General features: G+C 59.8%; 23 protein-coding genes. 20 read left to right on the top strand and 3 right to left on the bottom strand.

Annotated features, from left to right (window positions below):
- Positions 1-176: 176 nt before the first annotated feature.
- Both ATY80_RS24135 and exoR read left to right on the top strand, forming a co-directional pair.
- Positions 177-1,433, top strand: coding sequence for an OmpP1/FadL family transporter (locus ATY80_RS24135; RefSeq protein WP_088694832.1), 1,257 nt, complete (start codon positions 177-179; stop codon positions 1,431-1,433).
- A 706-nt stretch (positions 1,434-2,139) separates the two neighbouring features.
- Positions 2,140-2,943 carry an exopolysaccharide production regulator ExoR gene (gene exoR, locus ATY80_RS24145; protein WP_088694833.1) on the top strand — a complete coding sequence of 268 codons (804 nt, stop codon included), beginning with the start codon at positions 2,140-2,142 and terminating at the stop codon, positions 2,941-2,943.
- 56 nt (positions 2,944-2,999) lie between these two features.
- Here exoR and xth read toward each other — a convergent pair whose 3' ends face one another.
- Together xth and erpA are read right to left on the bottom strand one after the other, a co-directional pair.
- Positions 3,000-3,791, bottom strand: coding sequence for an exodeoxyribonuclease III (xth, locus tag ATY80_RS24150; protein WP_088694834.1), 792 nt, complete (start codon positions 3,789-3,791; stop codon positions 3,000-3,002).
- A gap of 119 nt (positions 3,792-3,910) precedes the next feature.
- Entirely contained in the window at positions 3,911-4,243 is a 333-nt protein-coding gene (gene erpA / locus ATY80_RS24155; RefSeq protein ID WP_088694835.1) for an iron-sulfur cluster insertion protein ErpA, read from the bottom strand.
- 213 nt (positions 4,244-4,456) lie between these two features.
- On the opposite strand from erpA, the gene ATY80_RS24160 reads away from it, so the two are divergent.
- From ATY80_RS24160 to ATY80_RS24220, 13 genes are all read left to right on the top strand, one after another.
- The gene (locus ATY80_RS24160; RefSeq protein WP_088694836.1) at positions 4,457-5,674 is read left to right on the top strand and encodes a deoxyguanosinetriphosphate triphosphohydrolase; all 1,218 of its coding nucleotides are present in this window, start codon (positions 4,457-4,459) and stop codon (positions 5,672-5,674) included.
- 65 nt (positions 5,675-5,739) lie between these two features.
- On the top strand, positions 5,740-7,497 hold the full coding sequence (gene argS, locus ATY80_RS24165; RefSeq protein WP_088694837.1) for an arginine--tRNA ligase: 1,758 nt from the start codon (positions 5,740-5,742) through the stop codon (positions 7,495-7,497).
- A 59-nt stretch (positions 7,498-7,556) separates the two neighbouring features.
- Positions 7,557-10,514, top strand: coding sequence for an SPOR domain-containing protein (locus ATY80_RS24170; RefSeq protein ID WP_088694961.1), 2,958 nt, complete (start codon positions 7,557-7,559; stop codon positions 10,512-10,514).
- 107 nt (positions 10,515-10,621) lie between these two features.
- Complete coding sequence (nagZ, locus tag ATY80_RS24175; protein ID WP_088694962.1) at positions 10,622-11,635, top strand: beta-N-acetylhexosaminidase; 1,014 nt, start codon at positions 10,622-10,624, stop codon at positions 11,633-11,635.
- A gap of 21 nt (positions 11,636-11,656) precedes the next feature.
- On the top strand, positions 11,657-12,517 hold the full coding sequence (locus ATY80_RS24180) for a ScpA family protein (protein WP_088694838.1): 861 nt from the start codon (positions 11,657-11,659) through the stop codon (positions 12,515-12,517).
- Between the two features lie 32 nt (positions 12,518-12,549).
- On the top strand, positions 12,550-13,230 hold the full coding sequence (scpB, locus tag ATY80_RS24185) for an SMC-Scp complex subunit ScpB (protein ID WP_088694963.1): 681 nt from the start codon (positions 12,550-12,552) through the stop codon (positions 13,228-13,230).
- A 185-nt stretch (positions 13,231-13,415) separates the two neighbouring features.
- Positions 13,416-13,613: a twin-arginine translocase TatA/TatE family subunit gene (locus ATY80_RS24190; RefSeq protein WP_007532194.1), complete on the top strand. Its 198-nt coding sequence runs from the start codon at positions 13,416-13,418 to the stop codon at positions 13,611-13,613.
- 49 nt (positions 13,614-13,662) lie between these two features.
- Positions 13,663-14,283: a Sec-independent protein translocase protein TatB gene (tatB, locus tag ATY80_RS24195; RefSeq protein WP_088694839.1), complete on the top strand. Its 621-nt coding sequence runs from the start codon at positions 13,663-13,665 to the stop codon at positions 14,281-14,283.
- A complete protein-coding gene (gene tatC / locus ATY80_RS24200; protein WP_088694840.1) occupies positions 14,280-15,107 on the top strand; it encodes a twin-arginine translocase subunit TatC in 828 nt (275 codons plus the stop codon). The genes tatB and tatC overlap by 4 nt, the downstream gene beginning before the upstream one ends.
- Positions 15,108-15,199: 92 nt before the next feature.
- A complete protein-coding gene (gene serS, locus ATY80_RS24205) occupies positions 15,200-16,483 on the top strand; it encodes a serine--tRNA ligase (RefSeq protein ID WP_088694841.1) in 1,284 nt (427 codons plus the stop codon).
- Positions 16,484-16,487: 4 nt separating this feature from the next.
- Positions 16,488-17,255 (top strand): 5'/3'-nucleotidase SurE, encoded by a 768-nt coding sequence (surE, locus tag ATY80_RS24210; protein WP_088694842.1) that lies wholly within the window; start codon positions 16,488-16,490, stop codon positions 17,253-17,255.
- Between the two features lie 6 nt (positions 17,256-17,261).
- Positions 17,262-17,915, top strand: coding sequence for a protein-L-isoaspartate(D-aspartate) O-methyltransferase (locus ATY80_RS24215; protein WP_088694843.1), 654 nt, complete (start codon positions 17,262-17,264; stop codon positions 17,913-17,915).
- A 137-nt stretch (positions 17,916-18,052) separates the two neighbouring features.
- Positions 18,053-19,621 (top strand): M23 family metallopeptidase, encoded by a 1,569-nt coding sequence (locus ATY80_RS24220; protein WP_088694844.1) that lies wholly within the window; start codon positions 18,053-18,055, stop codon positions 19,619-19,621.
- A 53-nt stretch (positions 19,622-19,674) separates the two neighbouring features.
- Here ATY80_RS24220 and ATY80_RS24225 read toward each other — a convergent pair whose 3' ends face one another.
- Positions 19,675-20,547: an ATP-binding protein gene (locus tag ATY80_RS24225; RefSeq protein WP_088694845.1), complete on the bottom strand. Its 873-nt coding sequence runs from the start codon at positions 20,545-20,547 to the stop codon at positions 19,675-19,677.
- A gap of 210 nt (positions 20,548-20,757) precedes the next feature.
- On the opposite strand from ATY80_RS24225, the gene yajC reads away from it, so the two are divergent.
- From yajC to ATY80_RS24250, 5 genes are all read left to right on the top strand, one after another.
- Positions 20,758-21,105, top strand: coding sequence for a preprotein translocase subunit YajC (gene yajC / locus ATY80_RS24230; protein WP_018859378.1), 348 nt, complete (start codon positions 20,758-20,760; stop codon positions 21,103-21,105).
- Positions 21,106-21,160: 55 nt separating this feature from the next.
- Positions 21,161-23,722, top strand: coding sequence for a protein translocase subunit SecDF (gene secDF, locus ATY80_RS24235; protein ID WP_088694846.1), 2,562 nt, complete (start codon positions 21,161-21,163; stop codon positions 23,720-23,722).
- A 4-nt stretch (positions 23,723-23,726) separates the two neighbouring features.
- Positions 23,727-24,113, top strand: coding sequence for an Mth938-like domain-containing protein (locus ATY80_RS24240; protein WP_088694847.1), 387 nt, complete (start codon positions 23,727-23,729; stop codon positions 24,111-24,113).
- 2 nt (positions 24,114-24,115) lie between these two features.
- On the top strand, positions 24,116-24,967 hold the full coding sequence (locus tag ATY80_RS24245) for a phytoene/squalene synthase family protein (protein WP_088694848.1): 852 nt from the start codon (positions 24,116-24,118) through the stop codon (positions 24,965-24,967).
- Positions 24,968-25,035: 68 nt separating this feature from the next.
- Positions 25,036-25,503: a hypothetical protein gene (locus ATY80_RS24250; RefSeq protein ID WP_088694849.1), complete on the top strand. Its 468-nt coding sequence runs from the start codon at positions 25,036-25,038 to the stop codon at positions 25,501-25,503.
- The last annotated feature ends 164 nt before the right edge of the window (positions 25,504-25,667 follow it).

The raw sequence follows: 25,667 nt of genomic DNA on the forward strand, positions 1-25,667 counted from the left end.
AATTTTACCGATAGTAGAATTTTATTCCACATTTTGGAAATATTGACGTGCCCGTCAATATTTTACGTAAAACATCCGTTAGCTCAGTTTCCAATCACGCACCGCCACAAAGTTGCCATTTATCGGCATCGCCTGCACAGTCCGGCCGTTGCAATTGCCCGAGTGGGGGAGACACCTTGGCATCTCGTATGACTTCTGCCGGCGTTCTATCGCTTGCCCTATTTTCAACGCTGGCGCAGCCGTCCTTCGCGGGCGGCCTTGATCGCGGTGGCTACAATATCGATCTGCTGTTTGATCAGTCGCGTTTTTCAGCGCAGGCGGCCGTGATCTACGTCATGCCGCAGCGTGAACTCAAGAATGTGAAGGACACCAATACACGGTCGCCGTTGCTCGGTGGCGATGGCAATCTAAATGGACGTCCCAATCATGCGGACGATACTGAAAACTATGCCGTCCCATATCTGGGCTTGAAGGCAGGCTACGAAGATGTCGATTGCTTGCTCGACTATTCCGAGCCCTTTGGGGCACACACCAACCCGGGTATCAACTGGGCAGGCGCCAACAACAACATCGAAACAAAAATTGAGACGCACAACTACGCCACTACGTGCTCTTACAAGTTTGATGTCGGTCCCGGCCAGCTTCGCTTGATTGGCGGCGCCTTCTATCAAGAGGTGGAAGGCTTCAAGGAGCGTTTGGTAAGCACGTTGCCTATCGCAATGGGCACCGGGACAGGCGTCGGTCGGCTGGATCTCGCGGACAATGGCTGGGGCTGGCGAACGGGTATAGCTTATGAAATCCCAGAATACGGGGTGCGTGCCAGCTTGGTCTACAATAGCCGGGTCAAATATGACGACTTGTCTGGTACCGTTGATCTTACTCAGGTCCCTGTCGTTCCGACGTATGGCGGTAAGGTTACCAACGTCGTAGGCTCTACCGAGGCCCCGGATTCGTTGGAACTCAAGGTTCAGAGTGGTATCGCCCCAGATTGGCTGGCTTTCGGCTCCGTGAAATGGACCAACTGGAGCGTACTTCAGTCGATTGCGTTGTGCCCGACCACTGTCACGGGCAGCTGCAATCATTCAAATCAGTTGACGTCGCTTGACCTGCTCTATCAGGACGGCTGGACCGTTACAGGTGGCATCGGTCACAAGTTCAATGAGCAGTGGACCGGTGCTGTCAGCTTGACATGGGATCGCGGCACGAGCCACGGCTACGGCTCTCAGACGGACAGCTGGACGGTTGGTGTCGGCGCTGCCTATAACCCGACCGACAACATTGAATGGCGTGTTGCAGGCGCGCTCGGCGTACTCACAAGCGGTTCGTCCGGTGTGCTCGTACAAGATGGTGTCACCTATGGAAATGACGTCTCTTACGACTTCGGCAATGATCTTGTGGCTGCCGTTTCGACCAGCATCAAGGTGAAATTCTAAGTTTCAAAGACGAGCCTCAGATCAGCCCGGCAAAACAGCCGGGCTTTTCTTTATGTACACCTCGTTAAGCATGAGGTTTCCGCGTCTCATTTTGTGACGATTCAGCAACAGTTTTTTACCAGCATTTGAGTAAGATGATCTCGGGGCCAAATTGTCCATTTCCCGCCACAAACTAGGCGCAGCGCTATAGGCGGGCGAGGGAATGACAGGCATAGGTGCGCGTAAAAGAGTACGATGAGCGAGTTCGTAACGGGTACAAACAGGATCGGTGAAGCTTACGGTAAAAATGCCGTTGTCCGCGCCAGTTTCCTTTTCCCGCAAGGCGATTCCGCCTCAGAAGTTCGCTCTGACGTTGCGCTTCCAAGCTTCTCTTTCTTCTCGTGTTCAGATCGATCGGCGTCATTGGAATCGGCTTCCAGTAACATCGACACAGGTTTGGTCACAATTGGTGATTACCTTTTTCTTGACGGCGGAAAGGCGAATAGCCGGGCCGCGGGAGTGAGGCGGATGGCATCGCGGGCGGGCCGCGCCGGACAGCGGGCGGACAGGGGCGATGCACTTGGAGTTGAGGCTCTCGATGGAGGGCGAAGGCTGGATGCGACGCGGGCAAAGGGGCCTTTGAGCCCACCGCGGGATCGCTCGCCGGGAGGAATGCATCCGCGGATCGAAAGTCCGCTCGGATGGGAAGCGAAAGAAACCGAGTGAAATGCTGACGTCCGAGTCCAGACCCTTCAGACTGCTGCTCATGGGGCTTTCCATTGCCTGTTGCGCGGCAATTGCATCGCCAGCAAGCGCATTCGACATCAAGTCAGGCGTTTCGAAGGAGTCCGGTCCCTTCGACCTCTTCAAGTTTGGGTTCAAGGCCTACAAAAACGGTCAGAAGGAAGAAGCGGTCGAAGCCTATAAATATGCGGCCGAGAAGGGGCATACGGGTTCACGCTGGGCGCTCGCCAACATGTATGCCGACGGCGATGGCGTCGCGCAGGATGACTTCGAAGCCTTCAAGATCTACAGCGAGATTGCGCAGCAGGGCGTCGAGCCCGGCTCCGAAGATACCGGCTTCTTCGTCAACGCGCTTCTGTCGCTTGCCAACTATTACAAGCACGGCATTCCCGGCAGCCCTGTTAAGACTGATCTCAGCCAGGCGCGTCAGCTCTACTTCCAGGTTGCATCCACATTCGGCGTACCCGAGGCCCAGTTCCAGCTGGCGCAGATGATGCTGGCGGGCGAAGGCGGCAGCACCAGTGCACAGCAGGCGAAGAAGTGGCTCAACCAGGCCCGCAAGAGCGGCCATCCTGGCGCTATGGCGGTCTTCGGCAATATCCTTTTCCAGGAAGGGCAGGCAGCCAACGGCCTTGCGCTGATGACAGCCGCTCTCGACCGCTGCAAGCCGAAGGACTGTGGCTGGATGGAGTCACTGCAGGAACAGGCCTTCTCCGTCGCGACCGAAAGCGACCGCCGCTCGGCTGTCGCGCTTTCTCATAAAATCGGCGTCAACGGCGCCGAGTAATGCCGTGCGAACGGCGAGCCTGCGCAAGTGATCTGAACGATCGCGGCGCGCCAGGCTCAGGCCGCGAAATCGAAGTAGGCCACGACAGGTACGTGGTCCGATGGCTTCTCCCAGGCGCGGACATGCTTCTCAATCGCCGAGGACGTCATGCGGTCGGCAGCCTCCGGCGAAAGCAGCAGGTGGTCGATACGAATGCCGTTGTTCTTCTGCCAGGCACCGGCCTGATAATCCCAGAATGAGTAGAGTTGGACGACGTCCGTCGTGGCGCGCACGGCTTCCGTCAGTCCAAGGCCTTCAAGTCGACGGAATGCCTGGCGTGTTTGCGGCAGGAACAGCGCGTCGTTCTCCCAGACCTTCGGATCGAAGCAGTCATGAGGCTCCGGAATGACGTTATAGTCGCCGGCCAGGATCAGGATTTCCTCGTAGGCCAGCCGCTCGGCTGCGAATGAACGCAGCCGCTCCATCCAGGCGAGCTTGTAGGTGTATTTCTCGGTTTCAACAGGATTGCCATTCGGCAGGTAGAGGCAGCAGACGCGCGCGACGCGGTTGCCCGGCAGCGAAAAGACGGCTTCCAGGAAGCGAGCCTGCTCGTCGAGCGGATCGCCGGGCAGCCCGCGGCTTACTTCATCGGGCTTGGTCTTGGAAAGGATCGCGACGCCGTTGAAGCCTTTTTGGCCGTGCGTCTCGACGTGATAGCCCATGGCTTCGATTTCGAGCCTCGGGAAGCCCTCGTCGATCGTCTTTATCTCCTGCAGGCAGACGATATCGGGATCGGAGTCTTTCAGCCACTGCATGAGATTGTCGATGCGCGCCTTGACGCCATTGATGTTCCAGGTCGCGATCTTCATGGAGTGTCCTGTTCCGCTTCGTCGGCCTCTTGTATCGCGCTCCATCGGGCGCGGACAAGACTATAAACCGGCCGTAAGGGGTTCTTCGGCCGGTTCGATGTGGATACCCGGGACAGAGATCAGATCGAGAAGCTTGTGCCGCAGCCGCAGCTTGCGACTGCGTTCGGGTTCTTGATCTGGAAGGATTGGCCGAGGAGGTTGTCGACGAAGTCGATCTCGGATCCGGCCATGTAAACCAGCGAGAGGCTGTCGATCAGGACTTTGGCGTCGTTCTTTTGAACGACGGTATCGTCGTCCTGCGCACCATCTGCAAGGTCGAACTTGTAGGAAAAGCCCGAGCAACCGCCGCCTTCCACGGAAACGCGCAGCGCGCTCTTGCCCGGTTCGGTACCGACAATTGCCGCGATTCGTTTTGCCGCGGCATCGGAAAGGGTTACACTTACATCCGTCATGTTTGCTCCTGCCGGGGTCAAGATCCGGAGAGAATACCTGTTAGCCGCTGGTTTCAAGCGGCTGATTTCAAAGCTACTTACGCTCTATAGCACGAAAGCGCAGGTTCCGACAAAATGACTGCGAAAGCATCGCTTTGCCGTTTATGTTCTCTATAGGTATGAAGAGCGCAAGGCCGCGTCAATGGGCGGCTGCATATCGGGTAACGGTGACGAATGACGATTGACAGGCAGGCTTTGGGGTACGGCAATAGTGACAGAGCGGCGTATGCGGCCGATCCCTGGTCGACGCGCGGGAGGCTCTATCCCGAGGACCTCAGCCCCACCCGTTCGGATTTTCAGCGTGACCGTGACCGCATTGTTCACACGACGGCATTTCGCCGGCTGAAGCACAAGACGCAGGTGTTCATCGCCCAGGATGGCGATCACTACCGCACCCGCCTGACACACACCATCGAGGTTGCGCAAGTTGCCCGCGCCCTTGCCAGAGCACTCAGGCTGGACGAAGACCTCGCAGAGGGTGTGGCGCTCGTCCATGATTTCGGCCACACGCCTTTTGGCCATACAGGCGAGGATGCGCTGCACGAGGTTCTGTTGCCCTACGGCGGATTCGATCACAACGCCCAGTCGCTGCGTATCGTCACCAAGCTGGAACGGCGCTATGCCGATTTCGATGGCATCAATCTGACATGGGAAAGCCTGGAAGGGCTCGTCAAGCATAATGGCCCGCTTCTGACCAAGGACGGCGCCGGCACGCGTGGGCCGGTTCCGCAGCCGATCCTGGATTATTGCGAGATCCACGACCTGGAATTGGATACCTATGCAAGCCTTGAAGCGCAGGTCGCGGCAATCGCTGACGATATTGCCTACAACACGCATGACATCGACGACGGGCTTCGCTCCGGCTATCTGACCTTCGATATGCTGGAGGAGATCCCGTTTCTGGCGGGTCTGATGGCAGAAGTACGGGAACGCTATCCAAACCTCGAAGCCAGCCGCTTTACCCACGAGATCATGCGCCGTCAGATCACACGGATGGTCGAGGACGTCATTTCCGTCGCTCAACAAGGTCTTGCGGAGATCAGGCCGCAAAGCGCAACGGATATTCGCCAGGCCAATCGCGTGGTCGCGACATTTTCCGAAGCGATGTCCGAAACCGACCGGCAGATCAAGGCGATGCTTTTCAAGCGCATCTACAGGCACCCCGAGATCATGCGCATCCGCGCCGGCGCCGCGCAGATCGTGACCGATCTCTTCGGTGCCTATATGGCCAATCCGAAGGAGATGCAGAGCCACTATTGGGTGGATCGTATCGCGGGTCTTGCCGAAGCGGCGAGGGCGCGCCATGTCGGCGACTATCTGGCGGGGATGACCGACACCTACGCGATCAGCGCCCACAGGCGATTGTTTGACCACACTCCGGATTTGCGATAGGCAGCGATCGCCCGGCCAGGACCGGACAAATGCCTTGTGGCAAAGCCTATGCATGGAAGATTGTGATGAACCTTTTTACCGATTTCGACACCAGGATTAAAACTGCCCTTGAACAGATCGATCTGGTCAAGGAGAAGCGATCCGAGGTGGATTTCGGCCGCATCGCGATCGAGCCGCCGCGCGACCCGAGCCACGGGGATGTCGCGACCAACGCCGCCATGGTGCTGGCAAAGCCGCTCGGCACCAATCCGCGCGCTCTGGCGGAGGTCATCGCTGAGAAGTTGAAAGAAGACGCCGATGTCGCGGACGTCTCGGTGGCTGGCCCCGGCTTTATCAACATCAGGCTCTCCGTCGGCTACTGGCAGCGCCTGCTTGCCTCGATGATCGAGGCTGGCACGGACTACGGCCGCTCGGCCATTGGCGCTGGCAAACGCGTCAACGTCGAATATGTGTCGGCAAACCCGACTGGTCCGATGCATGTCGGCCATTGCCGCGGCGCCGTCGTCGGCGACGCGCTGGCCAACCTGCTTTCCTTTGCCGGCTTCGAGGTCGTCAAGGAATACTACATCAATGACGCGGGCTCGCAGATCGACGTATTGGCGAGGTCTGTCTTCCTGCGCTATCGCGAAGCTCTCGGCGAGAACATCGGCGAGATTCCGCCCGGCCTATATCCTGGGGATTACCTGGTGCCTGTTGGTGAGTCACTGGCTCGTGACTACGGCGTCAAGCTGCACAACATGTCCGACGATCAGTGGATGCCGATCGTCAAGGATCGCACGATCGACGCAATGATGGCGATGATCCGTGAGGATCTGGACGCGTTGAACGTGCATCACGACGTGTTCTTCTCGGAGCGCACGCTGCATGCGCACGGCGCTGCGGCGATCCGCACCGCAATCAACGATCTGACATTCAAGGGGCACGTCTACAAGGGCACGCTGCCGCCGCCTAAAGGCCAGTTGCCCGAGGACTGGGAAGACCGTGAGCAGACGCTGTTCCGCTCGACGGAAGTCGGCGATGATATGGACCGGCCGCTAATCAAGTCGGATGGCTCCTACACCTATTTCGCCGCCGACGTTGCCTACTTCAAGAACAAATTCGACCGTGGTTTCAACGAGATGATCTATGTTCTCGGCGCCGACCACGGCGGCTACGTCAAGCGCCTGGAAGCGGTGGCCAGGGGCGTTTCCGAAGGTAAGGCAAAGCTGACCGTCCTTCTTTGCCAGCTCGTGAAGCTGTTCCGCAATGGCGAGCCGGTGAAGATGTCGAAGCGCTCGGGCGACTTCGTGACGTTGCGCGACGTTGTCGAGGAGGTCGGTCGCGATTCGGTTCGCTTCATGATGCTGTACCGGAAAAGCTCCGAGCCGCTGGACTTCGATTTCGCCAAAGTAACGGAGCAGTCGAAGGATAATCCGGTGTTCTACGTGCAGTATGCGCATGCGCGCTGCATGTCTGTTTTCCGGCAGGCGAAGGAGGCGTTTCCGGACCTCTATGTCACCCCCGCCGACCTCGCGAAAGCGGTGGCAGGCATCTCGGATCCCGCGGAATTGCAGCTGGTTGCAAAGGCCGCAGAGTTTCCACGCTTGGTCGAGTCTGCGGCACAGTCGCAGGAGCCTCACCGCGTCGTATTTTATCTCTACGATCTGGCAAGTTCTTTCCATGCGCACTGGAATAAAGGTAAGGATCAAGTAGACTTACGATTTATTAACGATAAGAACCGAGAATCGAGTATAGCCAGATTAGGGCTGGTGTACGCCGTTGCGTCGGTTTTGAAGTCGGGACTTGCCATTGCGGGTACCGCTGCGCCGGATGAGATGCGGTAGCGTCACCATTTACCCACAATGCTCTGGCATAAACCTTAGCAGTTGCGAGTGGGATGAGTATGGCAGACAAACAGCGGGCGTATGACACGCGTAAGAATACGGACCTCTTTGCCGACGACGATCCTTTGGCGGAACTTGCTCGCATCGTTGGCTTTGAGCCGCGGGTAGCAGCAAATACTGTCGAAGACGCCCCCCGACAGGAGCCGGCGTTCAATCTCGAAGATGAATTGTTGCGCGAGTTCGAGCGCTACGACGAACCTCAGTCCGCGGCTTCCTTCGATCGTCTGTCTGAGCCCGTCTTGGAGCAGCCGGTTGCCTATGAGGCTCCCGTCGAAGCGGATGTTCCGCCGGTTGCCATGGCTGAACCCGAATTCGTCGTTCAGCCTGAGCTTGCCGGCGAACCGCTCGTTCGTCAGCCTTTTGACCGGGCTTCCAACCTGACCTCTGCCGCTTGGGCATCGGTCGCTCGTGAGGGCGAACCGGTCGCCGGTGGCGCTCGTGATCTGATTGAAGAGCTCGAGATGTCGATCGGCGCGGCGCCTGCTCCGGCAGCGCCCGTTACGCCTGTCAAGGCTCCGCAGTGGTCTGCCGCCAGCATTCGGTTGCCGATCGCGAACTTCCACCCGGCACGCCGCGATGAGGCTTCATCTGCGTCGGTCACTCCCGTCGCTGCTCCCGCGCATGAACCGATCGTTGTTGCGTCGGAGAGCGTTGCTGCTTTCGACGTGCCTGTTGCCGCGGGTTTCCCCGCTGAAATCGATCGCCACGAAGAACCCGATGCGTCTGAGATGCGCCAGGAAGCGCCGGTCGTAGAATCTCTAATCGATCATAGCGCCTTCGACCTGGCTGCTGCCGCGAAGGATGATGGCGCTGTTCAAGCTGACGCCGCGCTAACCGAAGCCGCGCCGGTGGAGATCGACGATATTACCTTCGATATCGATGAACTCCTTGCCGATGTGTCTCATTACCCCGTTCCCGAGCGCCAGACCGCGCCTGCGGCGGATGTCGCGGAGATGCCGACCTCGCCGGAGCCGGCTCGCCCAGCCGCGCCCGTAGTGGCACCATTGCCGACGTCAGTCGAGCAGCTTGTGCCCGCTCCTGCGGCCAAAGCCGAACCGGAAGGTGACGATCCTTTCGCCGGCCATGACTTTGAGCTTGATCTCGAAGGCATCGAACTGGAACTTGCCGATTTTGATTTTGCTGAACCGGTAAAGGCGCAACCGCAGGCGGTCGAGGCGCAGAGAGTTCCGGCGCAGCATATCCAGGAAGCTAAACCGCAGCCGGTCGCCCCGGTGCCCGCTTTCCAGCCGGCGCCAGCTCCCATCGTTGCTGCCGCGCCGATCAGTCAGGCTTCGGCGGAGGCAGCGTTCGTCACGAAGGCGCCCGTGGCTCCTGCGTTCTCGGCCGATGCCGGAGATGATCTTCCTTTCGATCCATCGATGATCTCGGATGCGGAATATCATCCGGAAGCCGTCGAAGAAATGCACGTGCCGGTGCTGCCGCCCGTCGAACAACCGGAACCGGTCGTCGCGACCTCCGACTTCGATTTCGACGTCGACGCTGAAATCGCCAACCTTCTCGCACCCGCCAAGCCGGCAGAAACGCCTGCGAAGCCGGCCGTCGAGGCATGGCGGACCCGTGCGCCGATCTCTGTCGCGCCGGCCGCTGCGCCAGCGGCGGCAGGCGCCAAGCAGGTTCCGTTGCAAAGCCTGGACGAGTTTGAGCGCGCCTTGGAAGAAGATTTCCGCCGGAGCGTCAACGAACCGGTCCAGCGCCGCGAGAACATTTCCCAGGTGCAGATTCAGTCGGCAAGTGAAGCTGAGGATATGAGCCGCGCCCGCTCGATGAAGCGTATGCTGGCTGCTGCTGCCGCGATCGTCGTCTTCGGCGGCGTCGCATATGCAGGTTACACGTTGCTCGCCCGTGATGGAGGCCTCGGTATCACCTCCGGCGAGCCGCGTGTGATCACAGCGGACAAGGATCCCGTTAAGGTTGTGCCGGACAATCCCGGCGGCAAGACCGTGCCAAACCAGGACAAGGCCGTTTATGATAGCGTCGGCGGTGCCGCTGCCGAAGCGCCAAAGCAGAAGGCGCTGGTATCCAGCGACGAGCAGCCGGTGGACGTCGTGCAGCGCACGTTGACCCCGGAAACGCTGCCTGAAGACAACGACAGCGATATCGCGCCGCCAATGGCAACACCTGTCGGCGACACCCAGGATCCGCGTCTGTTGCCCAGCCAGGATACGGCCGCAACTGACGAAGCAGATAATGCCAATCAGGCGCCTTCGGTTTCCGCTCGCAAGGTCCGCACCATGATCGTCCGGCCGGACGGCACTCTGGTTGCCCGCGACGAGCCCGCTCCGGAAGCGGCCCCGACGCTGCCCAAGGCAACGCCGGTTCAGACGCAGAAGGTCACGGCTGGATCAAAGCCGGCCGGCGGCACTGCTGCGAATTTCCCTGCATCGGGCCAGGTCGCCTCGGCCGACATCCGTTCAACACCGGTTGAAGAAGCCAAGCCGACGCCGGCGCAGGCACCCTCCGAGAACGCACTGGCCAAGGCGGCCGCCGCCACTCCCGCGAACGTCGATCCGCCAGTCCGCGCTGTGAAGAGCTCGACGGTTAGCGACGCTGCGCCGGCTCCGGCAACACGCCCGGCAGCGACAAATGCGGTTCAGGCACCTGCTGGGGCGCCCGCTGCGCCTGCGGCGCAAAAGCCGAAGGAGGTTGCCGCTGTTTCGCCGGCAGCGACCCAGGCCCAACCGACGGCTGCAGCTGGAGGCTATGGAGTCCAGATCGCATCGCTTCCTTCGGAGGACGAGGCGAAGAAGTCCTACGCGAGCCTTTCGAAGAAGTTTGCAAGCGTGCTTGCCGGTCGCAGCTACGAGATCCGCAAGGCGGATATTGCGGGCAAGGGCACCTTCTACCGTGTTCGCATCCCGGCAGGCTCCAAGGACGAAGCCGCGGCGGTCTGCGAAAAATACCGCGCCGCAGGCGGCAGCTGCCTTATCTCGAAGTAAGCTTCTGCAAGCATTCAAGGAAAGCGGCGGCCTCCGGTCCGCCGCTTTTTTTGTGAATGCCGGTTGACGCGGCTCGTATTTCCGCCCGACACCTCTATGATTCGGGTATGACCGAATCAAAAGCGATGATCCTTGGCTGTAGCGGCCTTTCTCTCACTCCCGAAGAAAGGGCGTTTTTCAGCGCCGAGCGTCCCTGGGGTTTCATTCTGTTTGGGCGCAATATTTCCGAGCCGCGGCAGATCGGCGACCTCGTCGCGGAGATGCGAGATGCTGTTGGTTGGCACGCCCCTGTCCTGATCGACCAGGAAGGCGGACGCGTCCAGCGCATCCGTCCGCCGATCTTCCAGCATTATCCCTCGGGGCAACAGCTTGGCAATATCTATCGGCAGGACAGAGAAAAGGGCCTTCGCGCCGCGTGGCTGATGTCGCGGCTGCATGCCTTCGATTTATCGAGCCTTGGCATCAACGTGGACTGCCTTCCGGTGTTGGACGTTCCGGTGGAAGGCAGCAGCAACGTGATCGGCAACCGTGCCTACGGCGACGATCCTGCAACGGTGACTGCCATGGGGCGTGCGGCGGCCGAAGGTTTGAAAGCCGGCGGCCTTCTGCCTGTGATGAAGCACATGCCGGGCCACGGTCGCGGCTTTGCCGATTCCCATCATGAACTGCCGGTTGTGACGGTTTCGCGCGCGGAACTCGAGGCGCACGATTTCCCGCCCTTCATTGCCATGAAGGACGAATTGATGGCGATGACGTGTCATGTTGTCTTTGCGGCCATCGACTCTGCGCGTCCGGCAACTACCTCTCGTAAAGTCATCGACGGCATTATTCGCGAATATATCGGCTTCAAAGGGCTGTTGCTTTCCGATGACACGTCGATGAACGCGCTGGCCGGTACGATCGGTGAGCGCGCCGCCAACATCATCGCCGGTGGATGTGATATCGTGCTGCATTGCAATGGCCACATGGACGAAATGGAACAGGTTGCGGAAAACGTACCGGTCCTGCAGGGCCAGTCGCTGTCGCGCGCAGAAGCGGTGCTGAAGGGCTTCCCAACGGCTGACAGGGCCGAGGAAGCTTCGCTCCGCGCCGAATTCGATGCGATGTTTGCAACAGTCTGATCACCATAGGAGCAAGGCAGGGTGACGACGACCAAGGGTACGGAACGGCTACAGACGGCGGCAACGCCGATGGACAAGCTGTGGCAGGAGAACGGCGCCGAGCGCGCGAGCTCCGATCCCGCGCTGTTGATCGACGTCGCCGGCTTCGAAGGTCCCCTCGACCTCTTGCTCTATCTCGCCCGCAATCAGAAGGTCGATCTGTCCCGCATCTCCGTTCTTGCGCTGGCTGAGCAATATCTGCAGTTCATCGAAAGCGCACGGCGGATACGGATAGAGCTTGCTGCCGACTATCTGGTGATGGCCGCTTGGCTTGCCTATTTGAAATCACGCCTGCTGATCCCGCAACAGGCCAAGGATGACGGACCTTCCGGCGAGGAGATGGCGGCGACGCTCGCTTTCCGCCTGAAGCGCCTCGAGGCGATGCGCGAGGCCGCGAGCGGTCTCGTCAACCGCAACCGTCTTGGGCGGGATATCTTCGCTCGCGGCGCGCCGGAGCACATCCCCGATAGACATCAGTCGGCATATGATGCGAGCCTCTACGATTTGCTGACGGCCTATGCGTCGCTCAGGCAGCGTCAGGCAGTGACGCAGGTGACGATCGCTCGACGCAATGTCTGGTCGCTGACGGACGCCCGCGAGCTTCTGACTCGCATCACCGGCGAGATCGGCGACTGGACAGCCCTCGAATCTTATCTCTTGCGTTACATGGCGTCGCCGGAAGACAGGGTCACGGCGATTGCCAGTGCCTTTGCAGCCTCCCTCGAACTTGTCCGCGAAGGTAAACTTGAAATCCGCCAGGATGGAGCCTTCCAGCCGCTCTACATGCGGCGAGGCCCGAAGCATGCGACGCTGCAGGTCGTCGAACAGGAGCGACCGGCGTGACCGATCTGGAAGACGAACGCATTGATAGCGCCATGACGGAAGATTCAGACGAGGAGGTTCGTGCGGAGAGCGAGGCGGAGCGCATTGCCGAGGCGCTGGTTTTTGCGTCTGCCCAGCCCGTGTCCGAAAGCTTCATTGCGGACCGCTTGCCTCGCACCTTCAACGTCCGCGCCATCATGTTGCGCCTGAAGGAGCAATACGCCCATCGCGGCGTCAATCTCGTCCAGGTAGATGATGCCTGGGCGTTTAGAACGGCAGCCGACCTCTCTTTCGTCATCAGGCGGGACGAGAACGAAGCGAAGAAGCTGTCGCGCGCAGCCCTAGAAGTCTTGGCGATCATCGCCTATCACCAGCCGGTGACGCGCGCCGAGATCGAGGACATCCGAGGCGTACAAACGTCTCGCGGCACGCTCGATGTGCTGATGGAGGCAGGTTGGGTTCGGTTCCGCGGTCGCAGGCGGACGCCGGGCCGCCCGGTCACGCTCGGCACCACCCGGGATTTCCTCGACCATTTCGGCTTGGAAGAACTGCGCGACTTGCCGGGGCTGGAAGAATTGAAGGGAGCGGGGCTGCTCTCCGGTCGCATACCGGCCAATTTCAATGTACCATCGCCTATGATGAACGACGAGTTGACCGAGGACGAAGATCCCATAACGCAACTCGATCTCGAGGAACTCGGCCTGCTTGCGCCGGGTGGCGGGTCCGAAGACTGATCGGATTTGTCGTGGTTCCGCTACGTGTCGCGAAAACAATGCCGATCACGGTTTTTCGAATGTGTAATCTCTTGTCACAGAGGGCGATACCGTGACATTAAGCGACAATCCAAGGGGAACTTTGATGTTGGAATTGGTGTAGGAAGCTCTTACATCTGGAAACATCGCAACAGGGAGTTAGCGTAATGGGTTCTTTTAGCATGTGGCACTGGCTGATCGTTCTGGTCATCGTGCTGTTGTTGTTCGGTCGTGGCAAGATTCCGGAGCTGATGGGTGATGTCGCCAAGGGCATCAAGAGCTTCAAGAAGGGCATGAACGACGAAGACGCGCCTGAGTCCACGACTGCCAAGACCGTCGATCACAAGGCCGACGAAACGAAGTAATCCACTTCCGGGCAACGTAGCCCCCACGTTTCCCGTTCAGGAGCCTTGAATGTTCGATATTGGCTGGACCGAGCTGCTTGTCATCGCGGTCGTATTGATCGTGGTGGTTGGTCCCAAGGACTTGCCGCCGATGCTTCGTGCGTTCGGCAAGATGACTCAACGCGCCCGCAAGGTTGCCGGTGAGTTTCGTGCTCAGTTCGACGAGGCCTTGCGCGAGGCAGACCTGGACGAAGTCCGCCAGACGCTGACGGATGCGCAGAAGCTGAACCCCGTCAACAGTTTGCGCGAAGCAATGAACCCGCTTCGCCAGATGGGTAATGAAATCAAGGCTGACCTGCAGAAGGCGACGACGGTCGACAACAAGACCGAGGTTCCGCCGGCTGCTGTATCGGTGCCTGAGCCGTCGATGAGCCTGCCAGAGACGCCGCCTGTCGTCACGCCGGTGCCTGCTGCTGTAGCAAATGTGGAAACTGCGGCAGTTCAGGAGAAGCCTAAGGCAGTCCGCAAGCCGCGCGCCAAGGCTGAGACCGCTCCTGCACCGGTCGCTGCCGCTGTCGAGAAGCCTAAGCGGGCTTCGACGAAGACAGCTGTCACCAAGAAGCCTGCGGCAGTTGCCGCCACAACCGCTCCGAAGAAGACAGCAGCAAAGAAGAAGAAGGACGACGCATGAGCGGTGAAATCGAAGACAAGCCGCAGCCACTGATCGAACACCTCATGGAGCTGCGTACGCGGCTGATCTGGTCGATCGGTGCGTTTTTCGTCGCGTTCATTGTCTGCTTCATATTCGCCAAGCACCTCTTCAACGTCCTGGTTTATCCATACAAATGGGCGGTGGTCTGGGCGAAGCTGGACGTGTCCAAAGCGCAGCTCATTTACACCGCGCCGCAGGAATTCTTCTTCACGCAGGTGAAGGTTGCTATGTTCGGCGGCCTGGTGATCGCCTTTCCGATTATCGCCGCACAGATTTACAAGTTCGTCGCGCCTGGCCTCTACAAAAACGAGCGCGCCGCCTTCCTGCCGTTTCTGATCGCGTCGCCTATCCTGTTCTTGATGGGCGCTTCGCTTGTCTATTTCTTCTTCACGCCGATGGTCATGTGGTTCTTTCTGACCATGCAGCAGGCCCCTGGCGAGGGCGATGTCGCGATCTCCCTGCTTCCGAAGGTCTCCGAGTATCTCAGCCTGATCATGACACTGGTCTTCTCGTTCGGACTGGTCTTCCAGCTTCCTGTTATCACGACGCTGCTGGCGCGCGTCGGATTGCTGACGTCGGATTGGTTGGCTGAGAAGCGCAAGTTCGCGATTGTGCTTGCCTTTATCGTTGCAGCGGTGCTGACGCCACCCGATCCGATGTCCCAGATCGGCCTTGCACTGCCGACCATCCTTCTCTACGAGATTTCCATCTACGCGGCGCGACTCGTGGAGCGCCAGCGTGCCCGCGAGGCGGTCGAAGAGGCTGAAGGAACCACGGACGTTGCCAAGACGGACAACGTCTGACCACTCTCCCTCAATGAACGCTTCCAAGTATCCGGTCGAGGCCTAGCAGGGCTTTGGCCGGGTTATCTTTCTTACAACGACCTGGAACGACGATGCTCGATATAAAATGGATCCGTGAGAATCCCGAAGCGCTCGATGCGGCACTTGCCAAGCGTGGTGCCGAGCCTTTGTCCGAAAGTCTGGTTGCGCTCGATGAAAAGCGCCGCTCGGCCGTTCAAAAGGTCCAGGACCTGTTGTCCCGCCGCAATACCGCATCCAAGGAAATTGGTGCGGCGATGGCGCAGAAGAACAGCGAGCTTGCAGAAAAACTGAAGGCGGAAGTGGCCGACCTGAAGGTGTTGCTTCCGACCGTCGAAGGGGACGAACGCCAGGCGACGGACGAACTGAATGACGCGCTGTCGCGCATTCCGAACGTCCCGCATGACGACGTGCCGGTCGGCAAGGACGAGCACGACAATGCCGTTGCCCGCGTCGTCGGCGAAAAGCCTCGCTGGAACCACACGCCCAAGGAACATTTCGAGATCGGTGAAGCGCTTGGCTACATGGATTTCGAGCGGGCCGCCAAGCTCTCCGGATCGCGCTTTACAGTGCTGACCGGTCCGCTGGCTCGGCTCGAGCGGGCACTCGGTCAGTTCATGATCGACCTGCATACGAGCGAGCACGGCTATACCGAAGTCAGCTCGCCGCTGATGGTTCGCGATGATGCTATGTTCGGTACCGGGCAGTTGCCGAAGTTTGCGGAGGATTTGTTCAAGACGACGGACGGTCGTTGGTTGATCCCGACCGCGGAAGTGACACTGACCAATCTTGTCTCGGGCGAAATCCTCGATCAGGAGAAGCTGCCGCTCCGCTTCACCGCGCTGACGCCGTCTTTCCGTTCGGAGGCGGGGTCTGCCGGTCGCGACACGCGTGGCATGCTGCGCCAGCATCAGTTCTGGAAGTGTGAACTCGTCTCGATCACCGATGCCGAGAGCTCGCTTGCCGAGCATCAGCGCATGACAGCCTGCGCTGAGGAGGTGTTGAAGCGCCTCGGCCTGCATTTCCGTACGATGACGCTCTGCACCGGCGACATGGGCTTTGGCGCGCGCAAGACCTACGACCTTGAGGTTTGGCTGCCGGGCCAGAACACTTATCGTGAGATCTCGTCCTGCTCGGTTTGCGGCGATTTCCAGGCGCGTCGCATGAATGCGCGCTATCGCGGCAAAGAAGACAAGGCGACGAAGTTCGTCCACACGCTGAACGGTTCGGGCACCGCCGTTGGCCGCTGCCTGATCGCGGTTCTGGAGAACTACCTGAACGAGGACGGTTCTGTGACTATCCCTGACGTCCTGCTGCCATATATGGGTGGTTTGAAGAAGATCGAACGGGCGGCCTGAGCCGATGCGCATTCTGCTCACCAACGACGACGGCATTCATGCAGAAGGCCTCGCGGCGCTGGAACGGATTGCGCGGACGCTCTCCGATGATGTCTGGATTGTCGCGCCGGAGACGGACCAGAGCGGCCTTGCACATTCGTTGAGCCTTTCCGAGCCATTGCGGCTGCGCAAGATTTCCGACAAGCATTTCGCGCTGCGCGGAACGCCGACCGATTGCGTCATCATGGGCATCAGGCAGGTCATGGACGCCAAGCCGGATCTCGTGCTCTCAGGCGTTAATTCGGGATCGAACGTTGCCGATGATGTCACCTATTCCGGCACTATCGCCGGCGCCATCGAAGGCACAATGCAGGGCGTCCGCTCCTTTGCTTTGAGCCAGGCCTATCTGCACCATGACGGCGCAAGGGCCGTCCCGTGGGAGGTCTGCGAGGCGCACGCGCCGGCACTTCTCGACAAGCTGATATCGCTCGACCTGCCAGAGGGCACGTTCCTGAACCTGAACTTTCCGAATTGTCGGCCTGAAGAGGTCGAGGGCGTGGAAGTCACGGCGCAAGGCAAGCTTGCTTTCAACCTGCAGGTCGATGCGCGTTCTGACGGACGCGGCTTTCCCTACTATTGGCTCAGGTTTGGAGAGCGTGCGGGTGCCTTCGTCGCCGGTACAGATATTCACGCTCTGAAGCATCGCAAGGTTTCGGTAACTCCTTTGAAACTGGATCTGACTGATTATTCCGTACAGGACCGCGTGGCGCGGGCGCTTTCGAGTACGGAGTAAATTGCTTTGACGGCACGGCTGGTGGAGAAGGAAGGTTTTGCGGCGCTCGTCTTGAGGCTGCGAGCCGAGGGCGTATCCGATCTGGACCTGCTGACTGCGGTCGAGCAGACGCCGCGGTCGCTGTTCGTGCCGCCTCAGTTTGCCGAGCAGGCCTATTCGAGCCGCACGATCCCGATCGAATGCGGCTCCTTCCTCGAGGGTGTCGATCTCGCAGTGAGGATCCTCCACCATCTGAAGATCAAGCCGGGGCAGCGTGTACTCGAGGTCGGCACTGGTAGTGGTTTCATGTCCGCCGTCATGGCCCGCATGGCCGAACGCGTGCTGACGATAGACCGCTACAAGACGCTGACGACGAATGCGCAGCGCCGTGTCGACTCGCTCGGGCTTCGAAACGTCATCATTCGACAGGCCGACGGCAGCGCCGGTCTGCAAGGCGAGGGGACGTTCGACCGCATTCTGGTCACCGCCGCGTTCAACTCCATGCCGCGGTTCTACACCGATCAACTTGTTTCCGGCGGTTCGATGATCGCCCCCTTGATGATCTCCGAGGATGAGTGTCGCCTGGTGCGGCTGACGAAAACGGGCAGCCGCTTCGAGCGCGAAGAACTGTTCGACACGCCTTATCTCCCGATCGTGCCGCGCCTGGCCTCGCAACTTTGAGGCGATCCGCCCGTTGGCGTTGCTATGGTTAGCAATCTCTCAAAAAAATCTCGCGGATTTCGGTACCTTAACCGCGTGGTAATACTAACGCGCTTTAATAAACCCACAAATGGTTGCGTTCATCAGTGGGTCGAGTCATGCGTTTCAGTCTTTCGCCAAGAGTAGGCAAGTCTGCCGGTAATGTCCTGATAGCGGCTTTGCTGGCGAGTACCGTAGCGGGTTGCAGTTCCGATGTGACACGTTTCGGTGGTCTTTTCTCGTCGTCCGGTCAGGATCAGATGACGACCAATTCCATTCCGCGCAGAAGCATGGGCGGTCTGCAGGCCGATCCGGTTCCGCAGGCGGATCTGGCGCAGGGCGGCTACTCGCCGAGCAATCAGGCGATGAATCAACCTTATCCGGCGCAGCCCGCTTACGGCGCCTCCAGTGCCCGCATGGCCTCGGCACCTGTCTCCGTTCAGCGTTCCGATCTCGCTGCTCCCTCCGCAGGAACGCCAGTGGCGCCATCCCACGAAAGGCAGGTCGCTCTCGCTCAGCCATTCCCTGCAGCCGCTGCCCCGAAGAAGTCGGCGCCCATTCTCGTTCCTCCGAAGACGGCAACCGACTCGATCGTTACCGGCACGACCCCGAAGGCCTCCGGCTGGTCGGCAACCAACGCGCCGTCCGTCACGCTTCGCCCGGGTGAAAGCACTGCGACACTGGCTAATCGCTACGGTGTGCCGGAGAAGGAAATCCTTCGGGTCAACGGCTTCAAAACTGCAGCTGCCGCCAAGCCTGGTCAGATCATTCTGATCCCGACCTTCAACGGAGGCAATGCCGCCAAGGCAGCCGCACAGACAGCCGACCTCTCAAAGGGTGGGCATCTGCCGCAACCGGGCAAGCAGCAGGAGCAGAACGTTGCCGTCGTTCCGGGTGCGAATTCCGCCCGCGACAAGTCGGTCGCAAATGCCGATCCGTCCAGCAAGCTTGCCGCCGGCGCAGGCAAGGGGCCGAAGGGCGCTGGCGGCACCTATGTCGTCAAGCCTGGCGACTCGCTTGCCAAGATTGCCAAGGCGACGGGCACCAGCATCGACGATCTTAAGGCCGCCAACAACCTGTCGGCTGGTTCGATCCGCATCGGTCAGGAACTCAATCTCCCTGGCGTTTCGCAGGATGGAATGAAAACCGCCTCCATTCCAGCGAAGGCAGAACCGAAGCCGGTCGCACAGCCAGCCTCTGCAACGACGAGTGCCGCTGCGCAACCGGCAACCTACAAGGCTCCCGTCGCCACGGAGACAGTGGATGAGGCTGCCAAGAAGGAAGTGGCGTCCGCGGCGCCCGAGGCAACCGGCATCGGCAAGTATCGCTGGCCGGTTCGCGGTGCAGTGATTGCGGCCTATGGCGCCAACGTCAACGGTAGCCGCAATGATGGCATCGATATCTCCGTGCCGCAGGGCACGCCGATCAAGGCCGCCGAAAACGGCGTCGTCATCTATGCCGGCAACGGGCTGAAGGAACTCGGCAATACGGTTCTCGTCCGCCATGATGACGGCACGGTCACCGTCTACGGCAACGCCGACACCCTGAGCGTTACCCGCGGCCAGAAGATCCAGCGCGGCCAGACGGTTGCCGTCTCCGGCATGAGCGGCAGCGTCAAGCAGCCGCAGGTCCACTTCGAAGTCCGCAAGGATGCGACTCCGGTCAACCCGATTACTTTCCTCGAATAGGTATTGCGTCCGAGGATGCTCAAAAGCCCGGCTTCGAAGCCGGGCTTTTGTCATTATGCGCGGTCGAGTGCGATGCGCATACGGCCGGCGAGATCCTGGATGTACTGCCAGGCGACGCGGCCGGAACGCGCGCCGCGCGTCGTAGCCCATTCCAGCGCCTCCGCATGCATCTTTTCGCGATCGATCGGCAGCTTGAAATGGTCAGCATAGCCGTCGATCATCGTCAGATAGTCGTCCTGGCTGCATTTGTGGAAGCCGAGCCAAAGGCCAAACCGATCGGATAGTGAAACCTTCTCTTCGACCGCTTCGGAGGGATTGATCGCCGTCGACTGCTCGTTCTCCATCATGTGGCGCGGAAGCAGATGGCGCCTGTTCGAGGTGGCATAGAAGAGCACGTTGTCTGGCCGCCCCTCGACACCACCATCAAGGGCTGCCTTGAGCGATTTGTATGCCGTGTCATCGTGATCGAACGAAAGGTCGTCGCAGAAGACGATGACGCGATGCGGGGTGTCCTTGAGAAGATCGAGCAGTGTCGGGAGGCTCGCAATATCTTCGCGATGCACTTCCACCAGCTTCAACGATACTCCGCTCTCGCGCCGCACATCCTCGTGAACAGCCTTGACCAGCGATGACTTTCCCATGCCGCGCGCACCCCACAGGAGAACGTTGTTTGCCGCATAGCCTTCGGCGAAGCGCACCGTATTCTCGTGCAGGATGTCGCGTACGTGGTCGACGCCGCGGATCAGCTTGAGTGCCACGCGGTTCGGCCGCGCAACCGGCTGGAGATGCTGGCGGGCAGGGGCCCAGACGAAGCAGTCGGCCGCGTTCCAGTCGTTGACTGCGGGCGCAGGGCCGGCCAAGCGGTCGATCGCGTCCGTCAGTCGGCGCAGCTCCGTCAGAATGGCGTGGTTGACGTCTTCGGCCATGGGGCCTTCCTCCTGAATTCTGGTTGTAGCCAGCGTACCGTGTCTTTTGCCTGCGGCGTAGCATGGCCTTTTGCGAGCGGAAAGGTTATGAGGCAGCGGAATCGGTACGGTTTCCAGCTGTTTCTGTTGCATTCGCAAAGACCATAATTATAGTCCGGCCACCCGAGAAAAGGCGGAGTTCCGCCACCGGAATGTTTTGAGGAGTTTAGCATGTTCATCACCCCGGCATTTGCCCAGGCTGCTACCGACACTGCGGCGTCGCCGTTCGGCTCTGGCTTTGAAATGATCATCCTTTTCGTGCCGCTGATGGTCGTCTGGTACTTCCTGCTGATCCGTCCGCAGCGCGCGCAGGCCAAGAAGCGCGAAGAGACGCTGAAGGCGATCCGTCGCGGCGATCAGGTTGTCACCGGTGGCGGCCTCGTCGGCAAGGTCACCAAGGTTGTTGACGACAAGGAACTCGAAGTGGAGATTGCTGACGGCGTTCGCGTTCGCATCGTCCGCACCGGCATTTCGGAAGTTCGCGTCAAGGGTGAGCCGGTCAAGGCGGACGCCGCGTAGTATTGCAAACCTAGCCGCGAACCGGATTGGTCGGGTCGGAAACAGTCGAGAGAAAATGCGTCGTTTTTCCCGCTTGAAGGCCGTTCTGATCTGGTTGTTGGTGGTGGCGGCCGCGATAATCGCGGCCCCAAATCTGTTATCGGAAGGGCAGCGCTCTAAGCTCCCCTTTTGGCTGGCTCACAGTCGCGTTGTGCCTGGACCCGATGTGCAGGGCGGTTCCCATCTGCTTCTCCAGATCGAACGCGTTGATGTCGTGAAGGACCGGCTCGAACGCACGGTCGCGGATGTTCGCGGCAAGTTGCGTGAAGCCAACATTCGCTACACCGGTCTGACCGGGAACGACCAGGACGTCACCGTCAAGATAACCGACGCCGGCCAGGTGGATGCTGCCGTCAAGGCCTTGAACGCACTGACCGCGACCACGAAGAGCGGCTGGTTTGGAAGTTCGGTCCAAAGTGTTTCCCTGGAGAAGGGCAACGACGCACAGCTTACGCTGCGAATTTCAAACGATAGCATCGACGAAGGAATTGCAACCGCGCAAGCTCAGTCCCTCGCAGTCGTCGAGCGCCGCATCGCCGGTCTGGGGATCAACGATTTTTCCGTTCGCGCCGATGGTGACGACCGTATCGACGTCGAGGCCCTCGGTTCTATCGACGTCGAGCGGCTGAAGAATATTCTGAACGAGCCTGCTGAGCTTTCGGTTCGGATGATCGATGAAAGCATGTCGGGGCAGCAGGCCCTTGCCGGTCGCTGGCCGGCGACATCAGAGGTGCTCTATTCTCTGGACGATCCGCCCGTTCCCTACCTCGTCGATCGAACAGATTTCGTTACAGGCAAGAATCTCGTTGATGTCCAGGCGGTTGCCGATGCGCAAACGGACTCGGTCGCGATCACCTATAAGCTGGATGCCGAAGGAACCGAGGAACTCGCGCAGAAGACGCGCCAGAACATCGGACGGCACCTGGCCATACTTTTCGATGATCAGGTCATGGCTGCGCCGCTGATCAATGCGCCGATCCTGGACGGCACCGGAAGGGTGCCGGTCAGCTTCAGCGAGGACGGAGCCCGCGATCTTGCGCTGATGTTGCGAAGCGGCGCTCTGCCGGCGACGTTGACGACCGTGGAGGAGCGCACCGTCAGCCCCAGCCTCGGCGCGGAATCGAAGCGCGCCGGTCTGGTAGCTGGCTTCGTCGCTGCGATCCTTGTCACCGGGTTGATGTTTGCCTTCTATCGAAAGCTGGGCATCATCGCCGGCATTTCGCTTGTCCTGAACCTCCTCTTGATTCTCGCTGTGCTGAGCGCAATCGGCGCAACGCTGACGCTGCCCGGCCTCGCAGGCATCGTCTTGATCATAGGCATGGCTGTCGATGCTAATGTGCTCGTCTACGAGCGTATCCGGGAGGAGGCGAAAGCCGGTCACTCCTTCGCGGATGCGATCAGTAACGGGTTTTCGCGTGCATTCCTGACGATCCTTGATGCCAATGTCACGATCGTCATCGCGGCAGTCATCCTCTACTATCTCGGCAGTGACACCGTTCGGGGTTTTGCGGTGACGCTGGCGGCGGGAATTCTGACGACCGTCTTTACCACTTTCACGTTGACGCGCTGGATTGTCGTCACCTGGCTTCACCGCAAGCATCCGCGGCATCTGCCCAGGGACGTCCGCACAGGCATCTTTGATCACGCCAACATCCGCTTCATGGGGATACGGCGCTACACCTTCACTGCGTCGGCAGCGCTTTCGATCCTGGCGATGATCGGCTTCGCAACGGTCGGCGCCAATCTTGGCGTTGATTTTGCCGGCGGGTCGTTGGTGGAGGTCAAGGCGAAGCACGGCAATGCCGATCCTGATGATATTCGTGCCCGCCTCGACGATCTGAACATTGGGAACATTGAAGCTCGCCGCCTCTCCGACGCGTCGACGGCATTGGTTCGCATCCAGGCGCAGGGCGGCGGCGAAAATGCTGAGCAGTCGGCGATGACCTTGCTGCGTGATGAGTTGAGCGACGACTATGAGATCCCGCGGGTCGAGGTTGTCGGCCCCGCGGTGTCGGGCGAACTGACCAAGGCCGCGACGTTGGGCATACTTGGCTCACTGGCTGTCATCTTACTTTACATCTGGCTGCGCTTCGAATGGCGGTTCGCGGTCGGGGCTATCATCGCGACACTACACGATATCATACTGACGCTTGGCCTCTTCGTGCTGACTGGGATGGAATTCAATCTCACGAGCGTCGCGGCCATCCTGACGATCATCGGCTATTCGCTCAACGATACGGTGGTCGTCTACGACCGGATGCGCGAGAATCTGAAGCGCTATCGCAAGATGCCGATGCCGATCCTGATCGACGCGTCCATCAATCAGACGCTGTCGCGCACGGTACTGACGGCTGCGACGACCTTGCTTGCGCTTGTCGCGCTCTGCCTTTTCGGCGGTGACGTGATCCGCCCGTTCGCCTTTGTGATGCTGTTTGGCGTTGCCATCGGCACCTTTTCCTCCATCTACATAGCCGCGCCCGTGCTGATCGCTTTCAAGCTCCGCCCGGACGTGGTTGATAGCGACCAACATGAGAAAGTGGCCGAGCCGGATACGAACTCCGGCAATCCGGCAGTGTGAGAATATGGCAAGAGGCATAGAAATCCGCGAGGCGCATTTTCCCGGACGCGCGCCCATCGACACCTACGGCAATGGTGGTTTCCGTTTCGCCGACATGTCCCATCGCGGGTCGATCCTTTGCCTGCCGTCCGGCATCTATGGCTGGGACATGGATATGTCGAAGCCGCTATCGATCGAGAACTTTCAGAAGGTGCTCGATGAGGCGGCCGAGATCGAGGTCCTGCTGATCGGTACCGGAAACGACATGCGGCCGATCCCGGCGGATTTGAAGTCCGCGCTGAAGGCAGCGGGTATTTCCTCGGATCCCATGAATACCGGCGCGGCGGTCCGCACCTTCAATATCATGCTGATGGAATCCCGCGCTGTTGCCGCGGCATTGATAGCGGTCTGACAATGGCCGATCAGTCTTTGACGAACCAGGACATTTGCCTGGCGACGCTGCGCGACAACGACCGCGACCGCTATCTGGCCTGCCTGCTGTCGCCGGAAGGTAAAAGGGACGCATTGGCGGCCCTCTACGCCTTCAACGCCGAGCTTGCGCGCATTCGCGATCTGGTGCACGAGCCCCTTCCAGGCGAGGTTCGTATGCAATACTGGCGTGACCTCTTGCAGGGGAGCGCGCATGGATCCACCCAGGCAAATCCAATTGCCGCGGCCCTGCTATCGACAATCGAAGCGCACCGCCTGCCATCGCAGACCCTCGTCAACATGATCGATGCTCGCATCTTCGATCTCTACGACGATGCGATGGAGACACGCGTCTCGCTCGAGGGATATGCCGGCGAGACGGCATCTGCCCTCATTCAGCTGGCCAGCCTGGTGCTTGCACCAGAGGACGCCGCCAGAACGGCCGAAGCTGCTGGGCACGCTGGTGTTGCGCAGGCCATCGCCGGGCTCTTGCTTCTGATGCCATTGCACCGCCACCGCGGGCAGCTCTACATCCCGCTTGAAATCCTGTCCGCTACCGGGCTCGATCGTGATGCGTTTCTCGCCGGCGAGGACAAACCGCGTATCTCTGCCGCGATCGAAGCCTTTGCGGGGCTTGGCCGTGATCATCTTGCCAAGGCGAGAAAACTCGCGATCCCGCAAGCCGTGTTCCCCGCCTTTCTACCTGTCGCTTTGGCAGAACCGGTTCTCGTCAGCGCCCAGCGTGTAGGCGCGGGCCTGTTCGAGCGTCAACTACAGCGGTCGCAGTTGCGGCGCCAGGTGGGTATGTTGCTCGCGTTGATGCGCAAGAAAATCTGACCTTGTTTAAACTCGCGCAAGGCTCGTGCTCTATAAGAGCGCCGTTGCAGCTTTGATCGGAGAGCGATGTGAGCATTATCGTCTGGTGCGTTATATTCGCGATCGTGGTTTTCATCGCCTTCATTTCGACGCGCATGGCTGCGCAGAACAAGGAAGATGGCCTTCACGACACTGGCCTCGCGATCATCGAGTTCAATCGGGCTTTCCCCACTGAAGCGATCCGCCAGTTGCAGGCAACCGCCAACGGCCAGGCTGTATTCGTGCGCCTGCATGACAATAAGGCGGGCTTCATGCGCAACATGCAGAGACACTATTCATGCCACATCATCGAGCCGGGCAGGGTACGTGTCCTGAGTTCTGAAACGGGCAACGGCCTCAGCATCGAGTTCCTCGACGCCCCGCATCAGAACGGTACGTTCGAATTCGTATCCGCCAGGGAGGCATCAGAGGTCTCCCTCTGGCTGCTCGGCAACTATGTGGCCGACCCCGACAAGGCTTTGCCCTCCCATGGCTCCACGACTGCCAACGGCCAGTAGGGTGAACGGGGTCTTATCCTCACGTTACGGCAGTCACCTTCATTCCGATCGGTGGCACCTCCAGTGATGCCGGACGCGGCCGTTTTGCCGTTGCCTACCGTTTGAAATAGGCGCAAGATTTATGCTCATCCGGTAAAAGTTTGAGTTTGTATTCACAAACGCTA

The sequence above is a fragment of the Rhizobium sp. R711 genome, from assembly GCF_002211365.1.
Taxonomy (GTDB): domain Bacteria; phylum Pseudomonadota; class Alphaproteobacteria; order Rhizobiales; family Rhizobiaceae; genus Rhizobium.

Excerpts from the sequence above, each read along its gene's own strand:
- surE (WP_088694842.1), top strand. The coding sequence starts at position 16,488 with ATGCGCATTCTGCTCACCAACGACGACGGCATTCATGCAGAAGGCCTC.
- erpA (WP_088694835.1), bottom strand. The coding sequence starts at position 4,243 with ATGACGGATGTAAGTGTAACCCTTTCCGATGCCGCGGCAAAACGAATC.
- serS (WP_088694841.1), top strand. The coding sequence starts at position 15,200 with ATGCTCGATATAAAATGGATCCGTGAGAATCCCGAAGCGCTCGATGCG.
- xth (WP_088694834.1), bottom strand. The coding sequence starts at position 3,791 with ATGAAGATCGCGACCTGGAACATCAATGGCGTCAAGGCGCGCATCGAC.
- ATY80_RS24245 (WP_088694848.1), top strand. The coding sequence starts at position 24,116 with ATGGCCGATCAGTCTTTGACGAACCAGGACATTTGCCTGGCGACGCTG.
- ATY80_RS24160 (WP_088694836.1), top strand. The coding sequence starts at position 4,457 with ATGACGATTGACAGGCAGGCTTTGGGGTACGGCAATAGTGACAGAGCG.
- ATY80_RS24220 (WP_088694844.1), top strand. The coding sequence starts at position 18,053 with ATGCGTTTCAGTCTTTCGCCAAGAGTAGGCAAGTCTGCCGGTAATGTC.
- tatC (WP_088694840.1), top strand. The coding sequence starts at position 14,280 with ATGAGCGGTGAAATCGAAGACAAGCCGCAGCCACTGATCGAACACCTC.
- yajC (WP_018859378.1), top strand. The coding sequence starts at position 20,758 with ATGTTCATCACCCCGGCATTTGCCCAGGCTGCTACCGACACTGCGGCG.
- ATY80_RS24225 (WP_088694845.1), bottom strand. The coding sequence starts at position 20,547 with ATGGCCGAAGACGTCAACCACGCCATTCTGACGGAGCTGCGCCGACTG.
- ATY80_RS24190 (WP_007532194.1), top strand. The coding sequence starts at position 13,416 with ATGGGTTCTTTTAGCATGTGGCACTGGCTGATCGTTCTGGTCATCGTG.
- secDF (WP_088694846.1), top strand. The coding sequence starts at position 21,161 with ATGCGTCGTTTTTCCCGCTTGAAGGCCGTTCTGATCTGGTTGTTGGTG.
- tatB (WP_088694839.1), top strand. The coding sequence starts at position 13,663 with ATGTTCGATATTGGCTGGACCGAGCTGCTTGTCATCGCGGTCGTATTG.
- scpB (WP_088694963.1), top strand. The coding sequence starts at position 12,550 with ATGACGGAAGATTCAGACGAGGAGGTTCGTGCGGAGAGCGAGGCGGAG.
- argS (WP_088694837.1), top strand. The coding sequence starts at position 5,740 with ATGAACCTTTTTACCGATTTCGACACCAGGATTAAAACTGCCCTTGAA.
- exoR (WP_088694833.1), top strand. The coding sequence starts at position 2,140 with ATGCTGACGTCCGAGTCCAGACCCTTCAGACTGCTGCTCATGGGGCTT.
- ATY80_RS24170 (WP_088694961.1), top strand. The coding sequence starts at position 7,557 with ATGGCAGACAAACAGCGGGCGTATGACACGCGTAAGAATACGGACCTC.
- ATY80_RS24240 (WP_088694847.1), top strand. The coding sequence starts at position 23,727 with ATGGCAAGAGGCATAGAAATCCGCGAGGCGCATTTTCCCGGACGCGCG.
- nagZ (WP_088694962.1), top strand. The coding sequence starts at position 10,622 with ATGACCGAATCAAAAGCGATGATCCTTGGCTGTAGCGGCCTTTCTCTC.